Source organism: cf. Phormidesmis sp. LEGE 11477 (assembly GCF_015207105.1).
Taxonomy (GTDB): domain Bacteria; phylum Cyanobacteriota; class Cyanobacteriia; order Phormidesmidales; family Phormidesmidaceae; genus Phormidesmis.
Window position 1 is genome coordinate 33,952 of the sequence record NZ_JADEXO010000036.1, and the last position, 16,650, is coordinate 50,601.

12 protein-coding genes and 1 pseudogene are annotated in these 16,650 nt (G+C 49.7%); 6 read left to right on the forward strand and 7 right to left on the reverse strand.

Annotated features, from left to right (window positions below; genetic code table 11):
* Positions 1 to 51 precede the first annotated feature (51 nt).
* From IQ256_RS12540 to IQ256_RS12570, 7 genes and pseudogenes are all read right to left on the reverse strand, one after another.
* On the reverse strand, positions 52 to 1,128 hold the full coding sequence (locus IQ256_RS12540) for an AI-2E family transporter (RefSeq protein WP_193855887.1): 1,077 nt from the start codon (positions 1,126 to 1,128) through the stop codon (positions 52 to 54).
* 9 nt (positions 1,129 to 1,137) lie between these two features.
* Positions 1,138 to 1,494 (reverse strand): DUF2288 domain-containing protein, encoded by a 357-nt coding sequence (locus IQ256_RS12545; protein WP_193855888.1) that lies wholly within the window; start codon positions 1,492 to 1,494, stop codon positions 1,138 to 1,140.
* A gap of 134 nt (positions 1,495 to 1,628) precedes the next feature.
* Entirely contained in the window at positions 1,629 to 2,267 is a 639-nt protein-coding gene (locus IQ256_RS12550; RefSeq protein WP_193855889.1) for a 1-acyl-sn-glycerol-3-phosphate acyltransferase, read from the reverse strand.
* 101 nt (positions 2,268 to 2,368) lie between these two features.
* On the reverse strand, positions 2,369 to 2,908 hold the full coding sequence (locus IQ256_RS12555) for a GNAT family N-acetyltransferase (protein WP_228024829.1): 540 nt from the start codon (positions 2,906 to 2,908) through the stop codon (positions 2,369 to 2,371).
* Positions 2,909 to 3,028: 120 nt separating this feature from the next.
* A pseudogene (locus IQ256_RS12560) lies at positions 3,029 to 4,678 on the reverse strand (DNA repair helicase XPB); the annotation flags it as partial.
* 10 nt (positions 4,679 to 4,688) lie between these two features.
* The gene (locus IQ256_RS12565; RefSeq protein ID WP_193855892.1) at positions 4,689 to 5,060 is read right to left on the reverse strand and encodes a hypothetical protein; all 372 of its coding nucleotides are present in this window, start codon (positions 5,058 to 5,060) and stop codon (positions 4,689 to 4,691) included.
* Between the two features lie 71 nt (positions 5,061 to 5,131).
* The gene (locus IQ256_RS12570; RefSeq protein ID WP_193855893.1) at positions 5,132 to 6,970 is read right to left on the reverse strand and encodes an N-6 DNA methylase; all 1,839 of its coding nucleotides are present in this window, start codon (positions 6,968 to 6,970) and stop codon (positions 5,132 to 5,134) included.
* A gap of 496 nt (positions 6,971 to 7,466) precedes the next feature.
* Here IQ256_RS12570 and IQ256_RS12575 point away from each other — a divergent pair, with 496 nt between their 5' ends.
* The 6 genes from IQ256_RS12575 to pglX form a co-directional block, all read left to right on the forward strand.
* Complete coding sequence (locus IQ256_RS12575) at positions 7,467 to 8,111, forward strand: DUF1819 family protein (protein WP_228024832.1); 645 nt, start codon at positions 7,467 to 7,469, stop codon at positions 8,109 to 8,111.
* Positions 8,111 to 8,722 (forward strand): DUF1788 domain-containing protein, encoded by a 612-nt coding sequence (locus IQ256_RS12580; protein ID WP_228024830.1) that lies wholly within the window; start codon positions 8,111 to 8,113, stop codon positions 8,720 to 8,722. The genes IQ256_RS12575 and IQ256_RS12580 overlap by 1 nt, the downstream gene beginning before the upstream one ends.
* 27 nt (positions 8,723 to 8,749) lie before the next feature.
* Positions 8,750 to 12,307, forward strand: coding sequence for a BREX system P-loop protein BrxC (brxC, locus tag IQ256_RS12585; protein ID WP_193855895.1), 3,558 nt, complete (start codon positions 8,750 to 8,752; stop codon positions 12,305 to 12,307).
* Positions 12,304 to 13,389: an ATP/GTP-binding protein gene (locus IQ256_RS12590; protein WP_193855896.1), complete on the forward strand. Its 1,086-nt coding sequence runs from the start codon at positions 12,304 to 12,306 to the stop codon at positions 13,387 to 13,389. Before brxC ends, IQ256_RS12590 begins: the two co-directional genes overlap by 4 nt.
* Positions 13,389 to 13,910, forward strand: coding sequence for a hypothetical protein (locus IQ256_RS12595; RefSeq protein WP_193855897.1), 522 nt, complete (start codon positions 13,389 to 13,391; stop codon positions 13,908 to 13,910). Before IQ256_RS12590 ends, IQ256_RS12595 begins: the two co-directional genes overlap by 1 nt.
* Positions 13,911 to 13,913: 3 nt before the next feature.
* On the forward strand, positions 13,914 to 16,650 hold a 2,737-nt coding region (gene pglX, locus IQ256_RS12600), incomplete at its 3' end, for a BREX-1 system adenine-specific DNA-methyltransferase PglX (protein ID WP_193855898.1).

Sequence of the window (16,650 nt, forward strand, 5' to 3'; positions counted from 1 at the left end):
GAGCTTCGGGCGATATCGCCAAACAACCCCACTTGACATCACAAGAGCCAGCTATCGGTGAGTGGCGTCAGATTTGGCTGCAGAGTCAGAACTAGAGAGCGCCGCACTGCCTTTCATTTCATCAATCTCTAACAGGTTGATAATGGTGCTAGCAATTGGAATAGATAAGAAAATACCCAAGAAGCCCGCAATCCGAGCGCCAACAATTAGAGCAAAAAACATCACCACCGGATTGATGTTCAAAGAATCTTTCATAATGCGTGGCAGCAGCAGATTCTCTTCTACTTGCTGAAGCACTACGCAAATCACAACCGACTGCACGGCTAATACAAGACTTTGTGACAGTAAAAACAGTGAGATCAAACTGACACCTAGCGTCGCACCGATGCCGGGGATCAGATCGAACAGTCCAGCAATAACGGCCAACGTGGGCGCGTATGGCACACCAAGCAGTAGAAAAACAACAAACGTCGACACGCCAAAGAAGATAGAGAGCAGCAGGCGTCCCCAAAAAAAGCCTAAGAAGCTATCTTGTACAGTCTCGGTAACTCGCATCTGCTGCTCTAGCGATAGCCTTTTGATCAAGAAATGCCACAGCCGGGCACCATCGAGCAGCATAAACAAAGTCACTACGGCCACTAAAACCGAATGCAAAAAATTATTTACCAAACCTTGCAACAGATTTACACCCAAACCGAGCAGTCCGATCGCCTGGTCGCGGAACTGAGCACCTAAAGATTGCAGGTCAACGGGCAGATTCCACCGCTGAAACAATTGTTCTAAGGCTTCGAGTTGAGGTGTCAAGGTCGTTAGAAAATCGGAGAGATTGTCAATCAGTGGCTGGCTCTGAGAGAGTAGAACGAGCGTAATTGTTGTAGCGAGTCCACCAATTACGGTTAAGGCAATCACAAAAACAATTGAAACAGCCACGCCGTGCGGTAAAAATCGCCGCAGCCAGTGCACCGGATGGCTCAGCAAGAAAGCCAAGATCGCCGAAGCCGTAAAGATAACGACAACTGTTTCAAAATATTCTAAAAGTTCTACCGCCGCCCATCCACAGACAAACAACAACAAATATCGCAACAGCGAGGATGTTGTCAGGTGTTTCCATAGCGGATGATCTTCCATAGGCAGCGATTAATCAGACGACGGGGCAGACGGTGAATCAAAGAAATTAGAGTCAGCAGCTACCGACGGGGCTTTGATCAAAACGTAGGGCTGCACGATCAAAGAGGTGAAGCTTTTGTTTTCACTATTCCAAATGACAAGCTGGTCGGCGGTGGGTTTTTGAATGAGCTGTTCATTGATCCAGCGCTCGACGATCTGGGTTTGATTAGCGGCGATCGCAGCCCCAACCTCAACCAAATCGAGCTGCGAATTCACCACAATCACGGCATCGCGCTGGACATGCGGCTTTAGCAGTTCCCACGACACGGGCCCCATCGTTTCTGCGAGCTCTGTCTGCAAATCTTTTGCTCCTAACTCTTTTGACATAGAGGCTGGTTGACGGCTAGATATCACTACATTATGTGCATACACATACGCACAGGTTCCTCGCATTTTACCGTGATCGCGAGCTCGTCACCTGATTAGTTTGTTCTTTGACGGCTACCAAGCTCTGGCTAGGGCTATCTACCTAGCTCGTGTAGCGCATGGATTTCGTCTACGCAGCGCTGGGTAATCGCCTGTAGTTCGGCTTTGTCTTTGGTTAGCGGCGGTGCGATCGCCTCCCCAATTCGCACCGTCACCGACGCGGGTCGAGGCAGCGCCGACCCCTTTTGCAAAATCTTCTCCGTCCCCCACAGGCTCACAGGCAGCAGCGGCACCTGCACCTTTGCCGCAATCAGCGCCGCCCCCAGCTTGGGCTCTGGGATTCGTCCGTCCGGGGTCCGCACCCCCTGCAAAAAAATCCCCACTGCCCAGCCATTTTCTAGCTGCCGCAAGGCTTCTCGAATAGCGCTGCGATCGGCAGAGCCACGCTTGACCGGATACGCCCCGTACGCTCGAATCGCTGGCGCTAGCACGGGCACCTGAAATAGCGATTCCTTCGCCATAAAAGACACTGGTCGTCCCACACAGTTAGATAATAGCGGCGGGTCAAAGTTGCTCGCATGATTAGCCACCACAATCAGCGGCCCTCGCCTAGGCACCTTTTTGGCCCCATAGATTCGCCCGCGCAAATAGCCGTGCAGCACCGGACTTACTACCGACCACTTGAACAGGTGATACAGCGCCAAGCTGATAAAAGGTTCGCGATCTCGGGCCATAGTCGTAGGGCGTAGCGGCGCTTAGATCCTTGCACACTTTCAGAGTCATTCAGCAAAAATCTAAGTTAGCGGTTGGCCAAAATGACCTCCCAGCAGCGCTGCTACCATAGCTCTGGCTCGTTCAGCGGAGCGACACATGATATTTTTGTGTCCGGGCCTGTCAGAGCGTCCTGATTAAGAGCAATTGCCTGCCATCCAAAAGGATACTGAAGTTCGTAAGGTGGAGCATAGCTTGATGCCGCATCGGGGTTGAATCCGAACCTACCATAATATTTTGGATCACCGTAAACAAAGACAATATCTACGCCTCTTTTTGATAGCCGCTCTATGCCGCTTTCGATTAGTTTTGAACCAATCTGGCGCTTTTGATACTCAGGCTTAACGCCCAGCGGTGCAAGAATATAGCCAGTCCAGCGCTTATTATCACGCTTGCTATCAATAGTCACAGGGCTAAAAGCTATATGGCCAACGACTGCGCCGTCGGCTTCCGCAATCAAGGAGAGAGTATCGGGATGCGCTTTTTCGTCCAGAAGATTTGCTGCGAGCGTCGAGACCTTTTGCCTTTCGCCTTCAGAGAAGGCAGAGAAATGAACCTTGCGAACATCTTCAGTATCTAGACTTGTTGCTACTCGAATACGCATCATTAGCTACCAGCTAATTAGGGAGAAATTTCCTGATTGAATGTAGATGATCATAGCCTGGTAAGCCCGAAACCTTGGCTGCGATCGCAAGGCTACGCCTGCGGAATATCCCTCCAGACATCAGTCATCCCACTGCTGGATGTGATAGCGATAGCCTTGTTCTGTCAAAAAGAGCTGGCGATGCTGTGCAAACTCTTCCTCGCACGTTCGCAAGGAAACCAGCGTGTAGAACTGAGCACTATGGCCGTCTTTCTTAGGTCGAAGAATCCGACCCAAGCACTGAGCTTCTTCTTGACGAGAGCCATATTTCCCAGAGACTTGAATGAGCACGTCGGCATCAGGCAAATCTAGAGCGAAGTTGCCCACCCGTGAGAGGATCAGCCCTGACACTTTGCCGCTGCGAAAATCAGCATAAAGCTGATCTCGCTTTTTCTGGCTGATTTTGACAGTGATGAGGGGTAAATCGACTTGCTGGGCGATCGCATTCAACTGATCCAAATATTCTCCAATAATCAACACCCGGTGACCTTTCTCTTTTTTGAGCAAAGCTTGAACAACTTCCAGCTTTAAAGGATTCTCCGCCGCAATCCGAAACTGATAGCGCCGCGCTGCTGTGGCATATTCCATCTGTCTATCTTCAGTCTGCGCCACTCGAATTTCGGTGCAGTCGGCAGCTGCAATAAAGCCTTGACCTTCCAATTCCCGCCAGGGCACGTCGTACCGCTTTGGGCCAATGAGCGTAAACACATCGCCTTCGCGACCATCTTCGCGGATGAGCGTGGCAGTCAGCCCGAGGCGGCGACGGGCCTGGAGCTGTGCGGTAATGCGAAAGACAGGGGCAGGCAACAGATGAACCTCGTCGTAGATAATCAGTCCCCAGGCTTGCTGATCGAACAGTCCTAGATGGAGAAAGTCGTCGTCTTGACTAGCGCGATAGGTGAGAATTTGGTAGGTGGCTAGGGTTACCGAGCCAGTAGCCTTGTGCTGGCCGCTGTATTCAGCGATCTGTTCTTCTTTGAGGGTAGTTTTGTCCAACAGTTCTTGCTGCCATTGGCGTACGGAAGTCAGGCTGCTGGTGAGAATGAGTGTCTTCTGTTGAATCTCTGCCATTGCCGCCATACCAACCATGGTTTTACCAGCACCACAGGGCAGCACAATCACACCGCTGCCACCCTTGGCTTTTCCAGATTGATAGAACAACTCAGCCGCCGTTTTCTGATAAGAACGCAGGTGGAAAGGATCTCCAGCAACTGTTTTGGATCTCAGAGATAGTGTTAGGTCGTCCCCGGTGAGATAGCCTGCAAGATCTTCTGCTGGATAGCCTGCGACCAGTAAGGCTTGCTTGAGTAAGCCGCGATCGCCCAATTCGATGGCAAAAGTTGTTGGCGATAATCGATCGCCCAATAGCGGCCCTACCTGCTCGTGACGTTGCAACAGTTCGGCTAAAGGTTTGTCTGCCACCTGCAACACCAATTCAGAGAGTGACGTTGAATCCTTTGTTTTAGACGATTTGAGAGTGGTAAGGCCGTAGCGATCGCCCAAGGCCGCTATCTCTTGCGCCACCGACTCCGGCATGGGGTATTTGGCATTCGCCTGCAAAGCCGTCACCATCTCGGCAACCGGCATTCCAGCCGCACGCGCATTCCAAATGCTTAGCGGACTGAGGCGATAGGTGTGGATGTGCTCTGGGCTTTTGATCAGTTCGGCAAAGGGGGCAATGTCTGCTTGTGCGTCTTCTGCCTTGGGCGCATGAACATCTAGCAAGACAGTGCGATCGCTGCTACAACTTACCGCGAGACTTTTCTATAAGATGACCCTGCTCAAATGTTCCCGTTATCTGGGTGCTGTGGGCTGCATCCATCCAGCGATAGGTCGCTGTATTTTGCGAGCTGCTAATTTCGGTTCCCGGATGAACTAACAGCGCCTGTACTTCTACTAGGGCCATTCCTACTTGTATTCTGTCGTATGAGCTTGAGAGCGACGAAGACAGATGTTCTAGACTCACCTCGGTGATGTCTGCTTTTTCTATGCTCATTAGCTCACTGCCAGGCTGAAAAGTAAGAGAGCCACGAACTGCGAAACCAGTTGTCAATAAAGCGGTTGCGGTCGCTAAAGCAAGGTGAGTCTTGTATTCGTTGATCTTTATCATCATAAAAATTCCCTTTTGTAGTTATATTGCTTGCGGGTATGATTTGTTCCTAACAGGAATGGATTGAGCTGGTATTACATGGGTTCATCGAGGCCCCAATAGTGTTTACTAAGGCGAGATTGTTCTTGCGATAAAAAGTCGATTTCTTCTTGTAGCTGTACCTGTCGCTCAAAGATTTTGGTTGCTTTGAGTGACTGCGGACTTCCTAGGGGCGGTAACGCTACGGGTAAGTTTTTGAGCGATTGAAGCTGTATGAGCGGTGTAGTAGAGCCAGATACAATTTGACCTAACAGTGCTTGGCCAATACCTGATCTTAGATACATGAATAAGTAAATCGGGTCGATGATGCTCTGGTTAGCCCGTAAGATGAGACAGGATTTATTCACTAGCCACCCTGCTAGCCCTGGAGAGGGGATATGGGGTGAGGCGATCGCAACTTTCCCAGTCGTTCCTCGAATTGACATGATGATGTCGTAAGGGTGCAGGCAACACTCACGCATCATGGCTGAGTCTACGAGCTGGCCATTAATCTGAAGCGTCGCATTCGGGATCGTGAGGTAGCCAAACTCAGGGAAGTCAGAGAGTCTTACCTCTTTGGCGTCTGCCGTCGCGCTCCCTTCAGTTTTCGTCAAAGGCGCAGACTGCCGAATAAAGCTGACACAGCTACCTAACGTAACTTTTTGATAGCCAGGAGAAACCTGCTCTAATTGACTATATGCCTTTTTCAGCAAGGGTGATAGCACGAAGCGATCAACTGTCAGCTGACTGTCTTGTTCAAGAACCTGCTGAACTGGCACATTGCTAATCTGCGGATCTTCGCTGAGCGGGCTTCGCGCGATCGCCAACAGCTGATCTACGTTGGTTAGCCTGGCCTGCTGACGCTTATCTCTAGTAACGAATCGCTTTGTTGTCGCGTCGACAAAACGCACGTGGTCGGCAGTGCCTTTAGCCGTCAGCACCAAAATAGAAATTTGTGCATTAGAACGTGGGAGAAGTCCGCTAGCAAGCTCAATGACGGTTTGAACTTGCTTGTTTTTCAGCCAAGTCTGCCGCTGTTTTTGCTCGCTGCCGCGAGCGGATAGCAGGCTGCTCGGGACAATGAGTACTAATTTTTCGCGGGTTTGAGACAGGGCATAGACAGCGGCCAACAGCGATTTTGAGCTAGTTTCACGAGACAGCAGACTCAGCCACTTGCCATCAATCGTTTTCTTATCGCGGACTTTGCCGACAGGCAAAGGAGCAATGGCTTTATCGAATTTTCGCTGTTTTTGAGAAGTGCTAAGCGCGTTGCGAGCGAGCGGATTGACAAAGCCTATGCTGAAGTTAACTCCAGCCAGCTCTCGGATGAGCCAGGGAATGTTGCTTTGGTGAGGCGTTTCGAGATGGGCGTTGCCACCTGCGGCAGTAGCGAGCTGTGCGAATGAGCCGGCATAGTCATAAAAGCAGCCGACGTCGGTACCAGGAGATATATCGGCAAGACCTGTAGCTAGCTGCGCGAGTTCGCTTGGAAGCAAGTCGGCAGTCGTGGGAATCGCCGCAGACTGATACTCGCTTAGAGAGAGCCTGAAGCTATGAAGCTGGCTAGCCTGCAAAGCCGACTGCGCGATCGCAATTGATTTTTGCACTCTATCGGTAGGGACAGACTGATAGCGGATAGGCGCTGGGAAAAAGAGCACATCGCTATCGCCTACGCGTTTTGCTTCACTTAAGTGAGCCATGGCTTCTGTAAGCTGCTCTACGACAAAACGGCTGTCTAGCTTTGGTCGGGCGTAGTCGACTCTTAGCTTCTCAGGGAGTACGTCCGTCTTTTTTACCCAGAGCAGTATCTGCAAAGAGAGTTCAATAGCGGCGTTCTCAGACAAAACATCCTGAAAGCAGACTTTTACTTCATTAAAAATAGACTGGCTGTTCATATTTGAGCGGCTCTCCTTTTGGGCCATACCTATTTCTAACTGCTGTAAACGCATTTATCAATAATACATGGCATTTACTTTTGATATTTAGTGTGTCTTTGGTTTGAATGCGGCGATCTTTTTAGTCTAGTCCGCTCTTTTTAATCGTTATATTCCCTTTTTATCAGCGGCTTTTGCATTTGAGGCGGATTTTACAATGCATAAAAGAAACGGCTTGTATTATTTACTTTCTAGGTTATGCAGCTCTCTCAACGGAGCTTCTTACTTTTGTAAGCATTCTGTGTCGCGACTGCTTGAGTGGGCAGTTTGGTGTGAGTGCAATAATTTGAGCTGCGCCGTCTAGCTTTGGGCATAAGCCGCTAGAATCTGTGCAGCTCTTATGGTTGTCCGTTTTTGGCTGTGCTGATGCTGGCTCGAAGTTAGCCGGAATCTTATGAGAGGGATGCAGCGTACGTCACGATTAATCGGTATGAAAATGGCCAGTGAAAAATACAGCATGTCGTTTACAACAGGCAGCCTGTTTCACCAGGAGTCTATAACAGTGGCTGAACTTTTTCTGAAGCTTCAGGACTGGCGAGCGGTGCGAGAGGCTGTCTTGGCTGATAATCTTCTGCAGTTTAAGACAGTGAATACGCAAAAGCGGGTTTATCGAGAGATCACGTCGAGGTTGAAAACGCTGTGCGTTAGCGAAGCCCTTCCTATGGAAAATCGCGCATTGAAGCTGCTTGTACAGGGAACGGTACAAGAGCAAAAGCAAATACTGTGGCTGGCGGTGTGTCGTCGGTATCGATTTATCGCAGAGTTTGCCAGGGATGTTTTGCGAGAGCGCTATCTCAACTTCCAGCGGGTGATCGCGCACGAGGATTTTGATATTTTTTTCAATCACAAGGCCGACTGGCACGATGAGCTAGATCGAATCGCCAATGCTACGCGGGTGAAGGCACGTCAGATTCTGTTTAAGATGCTCAAAGAGGCAGACTTTTTGGCCTTTGACAATGTGATCAATCCGACGCTGTTGAGCGCTCGGCTGATAGAGGTGATCGCCTCTCAACGTAAAGACGACATTCTATTTTTTCCGGTATCTCCAGTAGATGTTCGTTTGGCTAGATCGCGCTTAACCGACCGCTATGTAGGAGCCTGATGGCTAGGAAAAAGCAGGCAGACCCAATGACGGAACGCTTTCAGCATTTGACTTCGGTGCTTTCAAGCGATCGTTTTCTCCATAAACAGGGTTTAGGGAATGAAGTTCCTTTCTTCATTTGTCCTTTTGATCCTATCGACGCTGTGGCGATGGATCGTACGCGGCAGGCACTGATCAAAAGCTTGAGTCAACAGGGCGTTGAGATCCTTGATATCAGTCTCTACGATCTTTCTATTGAGCTTTTGCAGGCAAGAGGCATATGGAATCAGCTACTAGAAATGGAGCAGACGGTTAGCAAGGATGAACTCAAAGAATTGTTACAGGGCGTTTTAGACCCGGAAGCGCATATTGTGCCTGCGATCGCGCAAAAAATGGAGGATGCGACGTTCGATGTGCTTTTTTTATCTGGAATTGGGGAGGTTTTCCCATACATCCGCTCTCACAATGTGCTCAATAATCTTCAGAGTACGGCTAAGGAGCAGCCCACGGTTTTATTCTTTCCAGGGGCCTATGAGCAGTCAGCGGAATTGGGTGCATCGCTAAATCTGTTTAAGCTTTTAGAAGATGACAAGTACTACCGCGCCTTTAATATTTACGACTACGAAATCTGAGCCCAAACACCCAACTGAAGAGAGCCTATGCAGCTAAGCACTATTTTTGAGAAGCCAGTAGATCGCCCGATTGAAGGAGTGATTAAAGCTGACGATGAAGCGAGCCTGCGGCTAGAGCTAGAAGAATATGTGCTGACCAATGAAGTAGAGCGGCGGCTGGAGTCGTTTTTGGAGGCATATAACCGCTATACCGGGGCGAATGGCGTTTGGGTATCGGGCTTTTTTGGCTCGGGCAAGTCTCACTTGCTGAAGATGCTGGCGCTGCTGCTAGAAAATCGTGAGATTGATGGCCAGCCTGCGATGGATTGGTTTTTGCCGAAGTGTGAGGGCAACCCCATGCTAAGGGGCGGGCTGCAAAAGGCGGTGTCGATTCCGGCTAAGAGCATTTTGTTCAATATCGACCAGAAGGCGGACATCATCAGCAAGACGGAGTTTGATGCGCTGCTGTCGGTGTTCGTGAAAGTATTCAACGAAATGCGCGGCTACTACGGCAAGCAGGGCTACATCGCTCGGTTTGAGCAAGATCTAGAGAGCCGAGGACAATATGGCAGCTTCAAGGCAGCGTATAAAGCCGTCGCTAATCACGAGTGGACGTTTGGCAGAGAGCAGTTTTTGCTGGAGAGATCGAATATTGCGGCGGCTTATGCTCAGGCGACAGGCGAACCTACCTCAGCAGCAGACGGAATTTTGGATCAGTATCGGCAGACGTACCGGGTGTCGATTGAGGATTTTGCGGAAGATGTGAAGGCGTATATAGAGAGTCAGGCAAAGGGATTTCGGCTGAATTTCTTTGTAGATGAGGTGGGTCAGTATATTGCCGAGCATGTGAAGCTGATGACAAATCTGCAAACGATTGCCGAGAGCCTGGCAACCAAGTGTGAGGGGCGGGCCTGGGTAATTGTGACAGCTCAAGAAGACATGGCCACAGTGATTGGCGATATGAGCCGTCAGCAGGGCAATGATTTTACGAAGATTCAGGCGCGGTTTGCCAACCGGATGAAGCTGACGAGCCAGGATGTGTCGGAGGTGATTCAGAAGCGGCTGCTAGCGAAAAAGGATGAGGCAGTAGCGCTGCTAGAGCGAACGTATCAGCAGGAGTCGAACAATTTTAAGACGCAGTTTGCGTTTGCCGATGGCTCGCAGACCTACCGAAGTTTCCAAGACGAGGCGCATTTTGTCCGGTCGTATCCGTTTATTCCGTACCAGTTTGAACTGTTTCAGTCGGCAATTCAGCAGCTGTCGCAGCACAGTGCGTTTGAAGGGAAGCACAGCTCGGTAGGTGAGCGCTCGATGCTGGGCGTGTTTCAAGAGGTAGCTGTTTGTATTGGCGAAAAACCTGTCGGGCAGCTAGCGACGTTTGACCTGATGTTTGAGGGGATTCGCTCTACGCTGAAATCGAGTATTCAAAGTTCAATTTTGCGGGCAGAGCGGAACTTGGAGCATCCTTTTGCGGTGCGGCTGCTGAAGACGCTGTTTTTGGTGAAGTACGTCAAGGAATTTAAGGGATCGGTGCGGAATTTGTGCGTGCTGATGTTCGACAGCTTTGAGCAGGATCTGTCGGCGCTGCGAGATGAGGTGCAAGAGGCGCTGAATCTGTTGGAACAGCAAACGTATATTCAGCGGAATGGTGAGCTGTATGAGTATTTGACTGATGAAGAGAAAGATATAGAAGAAGAGATTAAGGCGACTGAGATAGAAGATAAGGCGATCGCAAAAGAGCTAGAAGAACTGATTTTTGATCGGGTAATCAAGCAGCGCAAGATTCGCGATGGTGAGAGCAAGCAAGACTATAGCTACTCTCGCAAAATAGATGATGAGCTAAAGGGGCGTGAGCACGAGCTATCGATTCATGTGACAACGCCTTTTAATGAGCAGGCTGAGAATGAGCAGGTGCTGAAGATGCAGAGTATGGGTCGCAATGAGCTGCTAGTGGTGATGCCGCCAAACATCCGGTTTATTGAAGATTTGCGGATGTACAAGAAGACGCAGAAGTATCAGCAGCAAAAGGCGACGACCAGCCAGCAGGATATTACCCAGCGGATACTGGCAGATAAGGGGTTTCAAAACCAGGAGCGGTATCGAAAACTGCAAAAGCTAACGCAGACACTGCTGGGCAAGGCCAAGCTATTTGTATCGGGGAATGAGCTGAGTGATATCGGTGGAGAGGACGCGCAAAATCGAATTGTCAGCGGATTTCATGAGCTGATTAAGCGGGTGTATCCACAGCTAAGAATGCTGGGGGGCAATGTCTACACAGAGGCAGAAATTGGTAACTTCTTGGCACATTCTGAGGAGGGTCTGTTTGGCAATGATGCATTGGCACTCTCAGAACCCGAGCAGGAAGTCCTCTCTACTATTACTGCCAATAGCAGAGGTGTTGTCAGGACGACGGTGAAGTCTCTAGTAGAAAAGTTTGGCCGCAAGCCGTATGGCTGGAGCCAAGGGGCGGCGCTGTGTATGCTGGCAAAGCTGTGCGCGCGAGGGAAGGTAGAGGTGCGCTCGGATGGGCAGCTACTAGAAGAAGATGTGCTGAAGCGATCGCTCCAAAATTCTCGTGAGTATGGCAACTTGCTGCTCGATCCGCAGGTAGAGTTTACGCCTGGGCAGATTCGACAGCTCAAGAACTTTTACGAGGACTTTTTCGATCGGCCCCCGGCGGCGAGTGAGGCCAAGGCGCTGGGGAAAGAGACGAATGAAGCGTTTAAAGAACAAAAACGGAAGCTGTCTGTGCTAGTGGTGCAGTCCGGGCAGTATCCTTTTTTGAATGCGCTGACGCCTGTAATTGAACAGCTTCAGGAGATTTCGGGCAAGCCCTATACGTGGTATCTCACGGAGCTAAAGGGGCAGGCGGATGAGCTGTTGGATATGAAGGAGGATGCGATCGCCCCTATTCAACGCTTCATGAACGGCGCTCAAAGGACAATATACGACGAGGCCAAGCAGTTTGTACAAGTGCAAAAGCCCAATGCGGCTTACCTAGAAGGTGACGCGCTAGAGCAAATAAACAACATTTTGCTAGACGCGCAGTGCTTTAAGGGTGGGCAGATACAGCAGCTTAAAACCTTGTTGACGGCGACGCAGGCGGCGGTGACTGAGAAGATTGAGGCGGAGCGGAACCGGGCAACGGCTGAAGTCGCTGAGTTGAGGGCTAAGCTGAGTAATATGCCTGAGTTTTCTAACCTTCCTGCTGAGCGGCAGATCCAGCTGGTCGAGCCTTTTGATCGGCAGGTTGAGAACCTATCTCAGCAGCAGCTAATTTCGCAGATCAACGACGGACTCAGACGGTTTAGAGAGGGGCAGTATTCCCAGCAGCTTACTAAGATGTTGACCTGGACACAGGCAGCGCCAGCACCCACTGTACCGGAGCGACCGACGGACCAGACGAACGACTCCACTTACAGAGAGGACGAAGGAGAGAATCCAGTCGTAGTAGAACCCGTGCCCAGGGTAGTGTCTTCTCGTTCAGTGAAGGTGAGCTTTGATAAGGCATGGTTGGCAGATGAGGCGGATGTGGATCGCTATCTGGCTGTGATGAGGGATGCGCTACTATCTGAGATTCGCAGCGGGAAGAGGATTCAAATATGATTACGCAGCTCGAACTTACCAACTTCAGCGCGTTCGACCATTTGAAGATTGACTTCTCGAAGCGGATCAATATTCTTGTGGGCAAGAATGGCACGGGTAAGACGAAGCTGCTGAAGGCGGCGTATGCGGTGGCATCCGGGGGGCGGGTGCTGCGCGATAAACCGAAGACGACGCATGATGAGCTGCGGGCGTTTTTGAGCGATCGCTTTGTAAGACTGTTTGTCCCTTTAGATCGGCGGCTAGGGGCTCTGGTGCATACGAATCCGCAAGCGAATGGCTCTGGGGCTAGCGCAGCGGCTCAGATTCAGGCTGTGATGGGGTCGGGCGAGCGAGTGACGATGGGATTTGGGCGGGATTCGGATGCGATCGCTCTCCCTTCAGACATCAACCACCAAGGCTACCGCGCCAATCCGGTATATATTCCGACCAAAGAGATTATCTCTTTCATGGAAGGGTTCAACAGTTTATACGAACGATACAATCTCTCTTTTGATCAGACCTATCAGGATATGTATGTGCTGCTAGAGCTACCGAAGCTACGCAGAGAGAATAGGCACCCCGTAGCAACGCGGGTAATGGAGCAGATAGAAGCGTTTTGCGGCGGGCGGTTTATTTTTCATGGTGGCGGTAAGGTTACCTTCAATGCCGTTGGCGGCGCTGAGTATTCGGCGAATTCGATTGCAGAGGGCTTTCGGAAGATGGGCGTGCTGGCGCGTTTGCTGGAAACCGGATCGATTGAGCCGGGAGTGAACGGTTCGCTGTATTGGGATGAGCCAGAGTCTAATTTGAATCCGAAGCTGATGCGGTTTTTAGTCGAGACACTGTTAGATTTTTCTCGCCATGACCAGCAGATCGTGATCGCAACGCATGACTATGTGCTGCTGAAGTGGTTTGATTTGCTGATGGATAAGGCACAAGGGGATGAGATCGCATTTCATACGATGTATCGGGATGAGGAGAGCGGCAGGCTACAAGTGGAGACGGTGTATGAGTATTTGGCGGTAAGGGAGAATGCGATTTCATCCACCTATTCTGAGCTGTACGACAGTGAGATTGATCGTGCCCTGGGAGGTGCGGTCTAGTGAAGCTAGTTGAAAGAGATCTAGAGTTTGAGTTTGCGGGTGCTTTGAACGCTTTCAAATTTGACGATGGTAGGGCGCAGACAACAAGCAGCCTACAAGCAGTCGACTTTATCGTGGAGTATCCGCACTGCTACCGATTTATAGAAGTCAAAGACCCTGATGAGGCGGGTGCCGCTAACGTCAAGGCTTTTGCAGACAAGCTGAAGTCTGGAAGATTAATCCGAAGTTTGGCAGGTAAGTATCGCGATAGTTATTTCTTTCGAGCGCTGGCAGGCAAGAACACGAAAAAGATTGAATATGTTGTTTTGCTGGCAATGACTGCGTTGGACGATGCGGTGCTGTTGACCAAGCAGGCAGAACTGCATCGCTCGATCCCATTGCGTCATCAGCGCTGGGCGCAGGATGCGGCTGCAGTTTGCCTAGTGCTCAATATCAGCCAGTGGAAACGGCTGTATGGAGAGGAGTCTGTAAGGCGACTAAGCCGTATCGAGTCAGAGATGGCATCACCAGAGGAGGGCTAAGGAATGGATACTGCAACGCTCAAGAAGTTTGCACAAGCTGCGCGGCGGCAGCTGATGGCGCAGGTAAAAACGAAGCTGGGCGTGGTGCTAGCTGAGGGCAGTGCGGCGCGGCGCGAGCGCTTGGCGGTGGTGGAAAAGCTAGAGGGGCAGATCGCGCAAAAAGGAGAGGCGCAGGTGATAGATCAGGTGGCGTATACCTGGTTTAATCGGTTTTGTGCGCTGCGATATATGGATGTAAAGCGGTATACGCGGGTTGGGGTGGTGTCGGCGGCGGCGGGGCAGCTACAGCCGGAGATTTTGGCTGAGGCGAAGCTGGGGCAGGTGGATGAAAAGGTGCCTACGCCAGTAAAGCAACAGATTTTAGGATTGTTGGATGGGTCGGTGCCTAGCGTGGACGGGCAGGTAGAAGCGTATCGACTGCTGATAGTGGCGACCTGCAATGATTTTCACCGGGTGATGCCGTATTTGTTTGAGCGGATTGATGACTATACGGAGCTGTTGATGCCGGATGATTTGCTGTCACAGAGTTCTGTGCTGGCGCAGACTCGGGCGGCGATGACGGAAGATAATTGCGAGAATGTGGAGGTGATTGGCTGGCTGTATCAGTTTTACATTTCAGAGAAAAAAGATGAGGTGTTTGCGGGGCTAAAGAAGAACAAGAAGATTACGCCGGAGAATATTCCGGCGGCGACGCAGCTGTTTACGCCGCATTGGATTGTACGGTATTTGGTAGAGAATTCGCTGGGGCGGCTGTGGCTGCTGAATCGGCCTGGGAGTGGGCTGAAAGCGCAGATGGACTATTACATTGAGCCGGAGCAGGCGGAGACGGACTTTTTGCAGGTGGGGTCGCCGGAGGAGCTGAAGATTTGCGATCCGGCTTGTGGGTCGGGGCATATGCTGACGTATGCGTTTGATCTGCTGTATGCGATTTATGAGGAAGAGGGGTATGCGCCGGAGGAGATTCCGGGGAAGATTCTGACTTGTAATCTCTATGGGATTGAGATTGATCAGCGGGCGGGGGCGCTGGCGGCGTTTGCGCTGACGATGAAGGCGAGGGAGCGGCAGAGAAGGTTCTTTCGGAAGGGGGTGGGGCCGAATATTTGTGTGTTGGAGAATGTTCGGTTTGAGGAAGGGGAGTTGGATGAGTATATGGATTTTGTTGAAAGAGATCTATTTACGATATCATCCCTAGAAACAATAAAACAATTTGAAAAGGCAGATAACTTTGGTTCTTTAATTCGTCCGATGACAAGAGGTACAGAAGATATAGCTGAAAAGCTGAAAGGCAAGAATGTTGAAGGAAAGTTGTTACTTTACAAAACGCACAGAAAGGTACTAACGGCCTTAGAGCAGACAGATTACCTGAGCTCTAAATACCACGTAGTAATTGCTAACCCACCGTACATGGGTAGCAAAGGGATGAACAAGCTACTAGGAGGCTGGCTTAAGGACAATTTCCCGCATACCAAATCTGATTTGTTTGCTGCATTCATTGAGCGGAATCGCCAGCTTGTTCTCGAACATGGCTACGTTGCTATGATAACGATGCAAACCTGGATGTTCTTATCTTCTTTTAAGAAGGCCAGAATTACGCTGCTTTCTGAAGATAGTATTGTAAGCCTCATCCAGATTGGCTACAACAGTTTTCCTGAGCTAAATTCTAAGATTGCTCAAGCATGTGCTTTTGTAATAGCAAACAAGTCGGCGAATGAAACTGGTATCTTTATGAATCTGAATGATACCGCTCAGTCCGCAGATAAAAATTCCGTTTTCCTGAAGAAGAAGAATGATAGAGAATTCTTTTGTGTCTCCTCTATTGACTTTAAAGACATTCCTGGAAGTCCAGTTGCTTACTGGGTAAGCAAAAAAGTTTTAGGTACTTTTAGGTTTAAAAAGTTGGGCGATATTTCTGACGTCAAAGGCGGAATGTCTACATCTGACAACCCAAAATTTTTACGTTACTGGCCAGAGGTTTCTCTCTCTAACTCTGCATTGAACGTATCAAAGGAAGTGGCTTTGTCTTCTGAATGCCGCTGGTTTGTTTACAACAAGGGTGGTGCCTTGAGAAAATGGTTTGGAAATGGAGAATTTCTAGTTAATTGGAAAAACGATGGTGAAGATATTAAGTATGCGGTTGTTAACAATCCACAAGACCCGAATACAACTCATTGGTCTCGTCGCATATTCAACACGGACTATTTCTTTGAGGAGTGTATTACCTGGGGAGATATCAACTCAAGTCTTTTCACTGCAAGGTTTCTTTCAAAAGGTGCAATATCGGATAGTGTCGGTATAGGTGCATATCGAATTAGCGATATATCTACAGGATTTGGAGTTTTAGCTCTATTGAACTCGAAGATATTTCCCATATTTGCAGAGGTACTGTGCCCTACCCTTCACTTTAACTCAGGGCCTATGTCTAACTTGCCAATACCTAATGAGTTTCCTCCTGTTGATTTTCAGAAGCATCGGGTTGAGCGTTTAGTCAATTTAGCAACTAGAGATTGGAACTCATACGAAGTTTCTTGGGATTTTAGTCAAACTCCGCTTCTGGGATTATCTGATGAACAGAAGACGCTTAAAGATTCATATCAACTTTTAAGAGCTGATTGGCATCAACATGTTCTGGATACACAATCTCTTGAGATTGAGAACAACAAAATTTTGAGTTATAGCTATGGACTAGAGTCTGAAGTCTCTACAGAAGTTCCTCTTAAAGAAATCACTCTTACCTGTAATC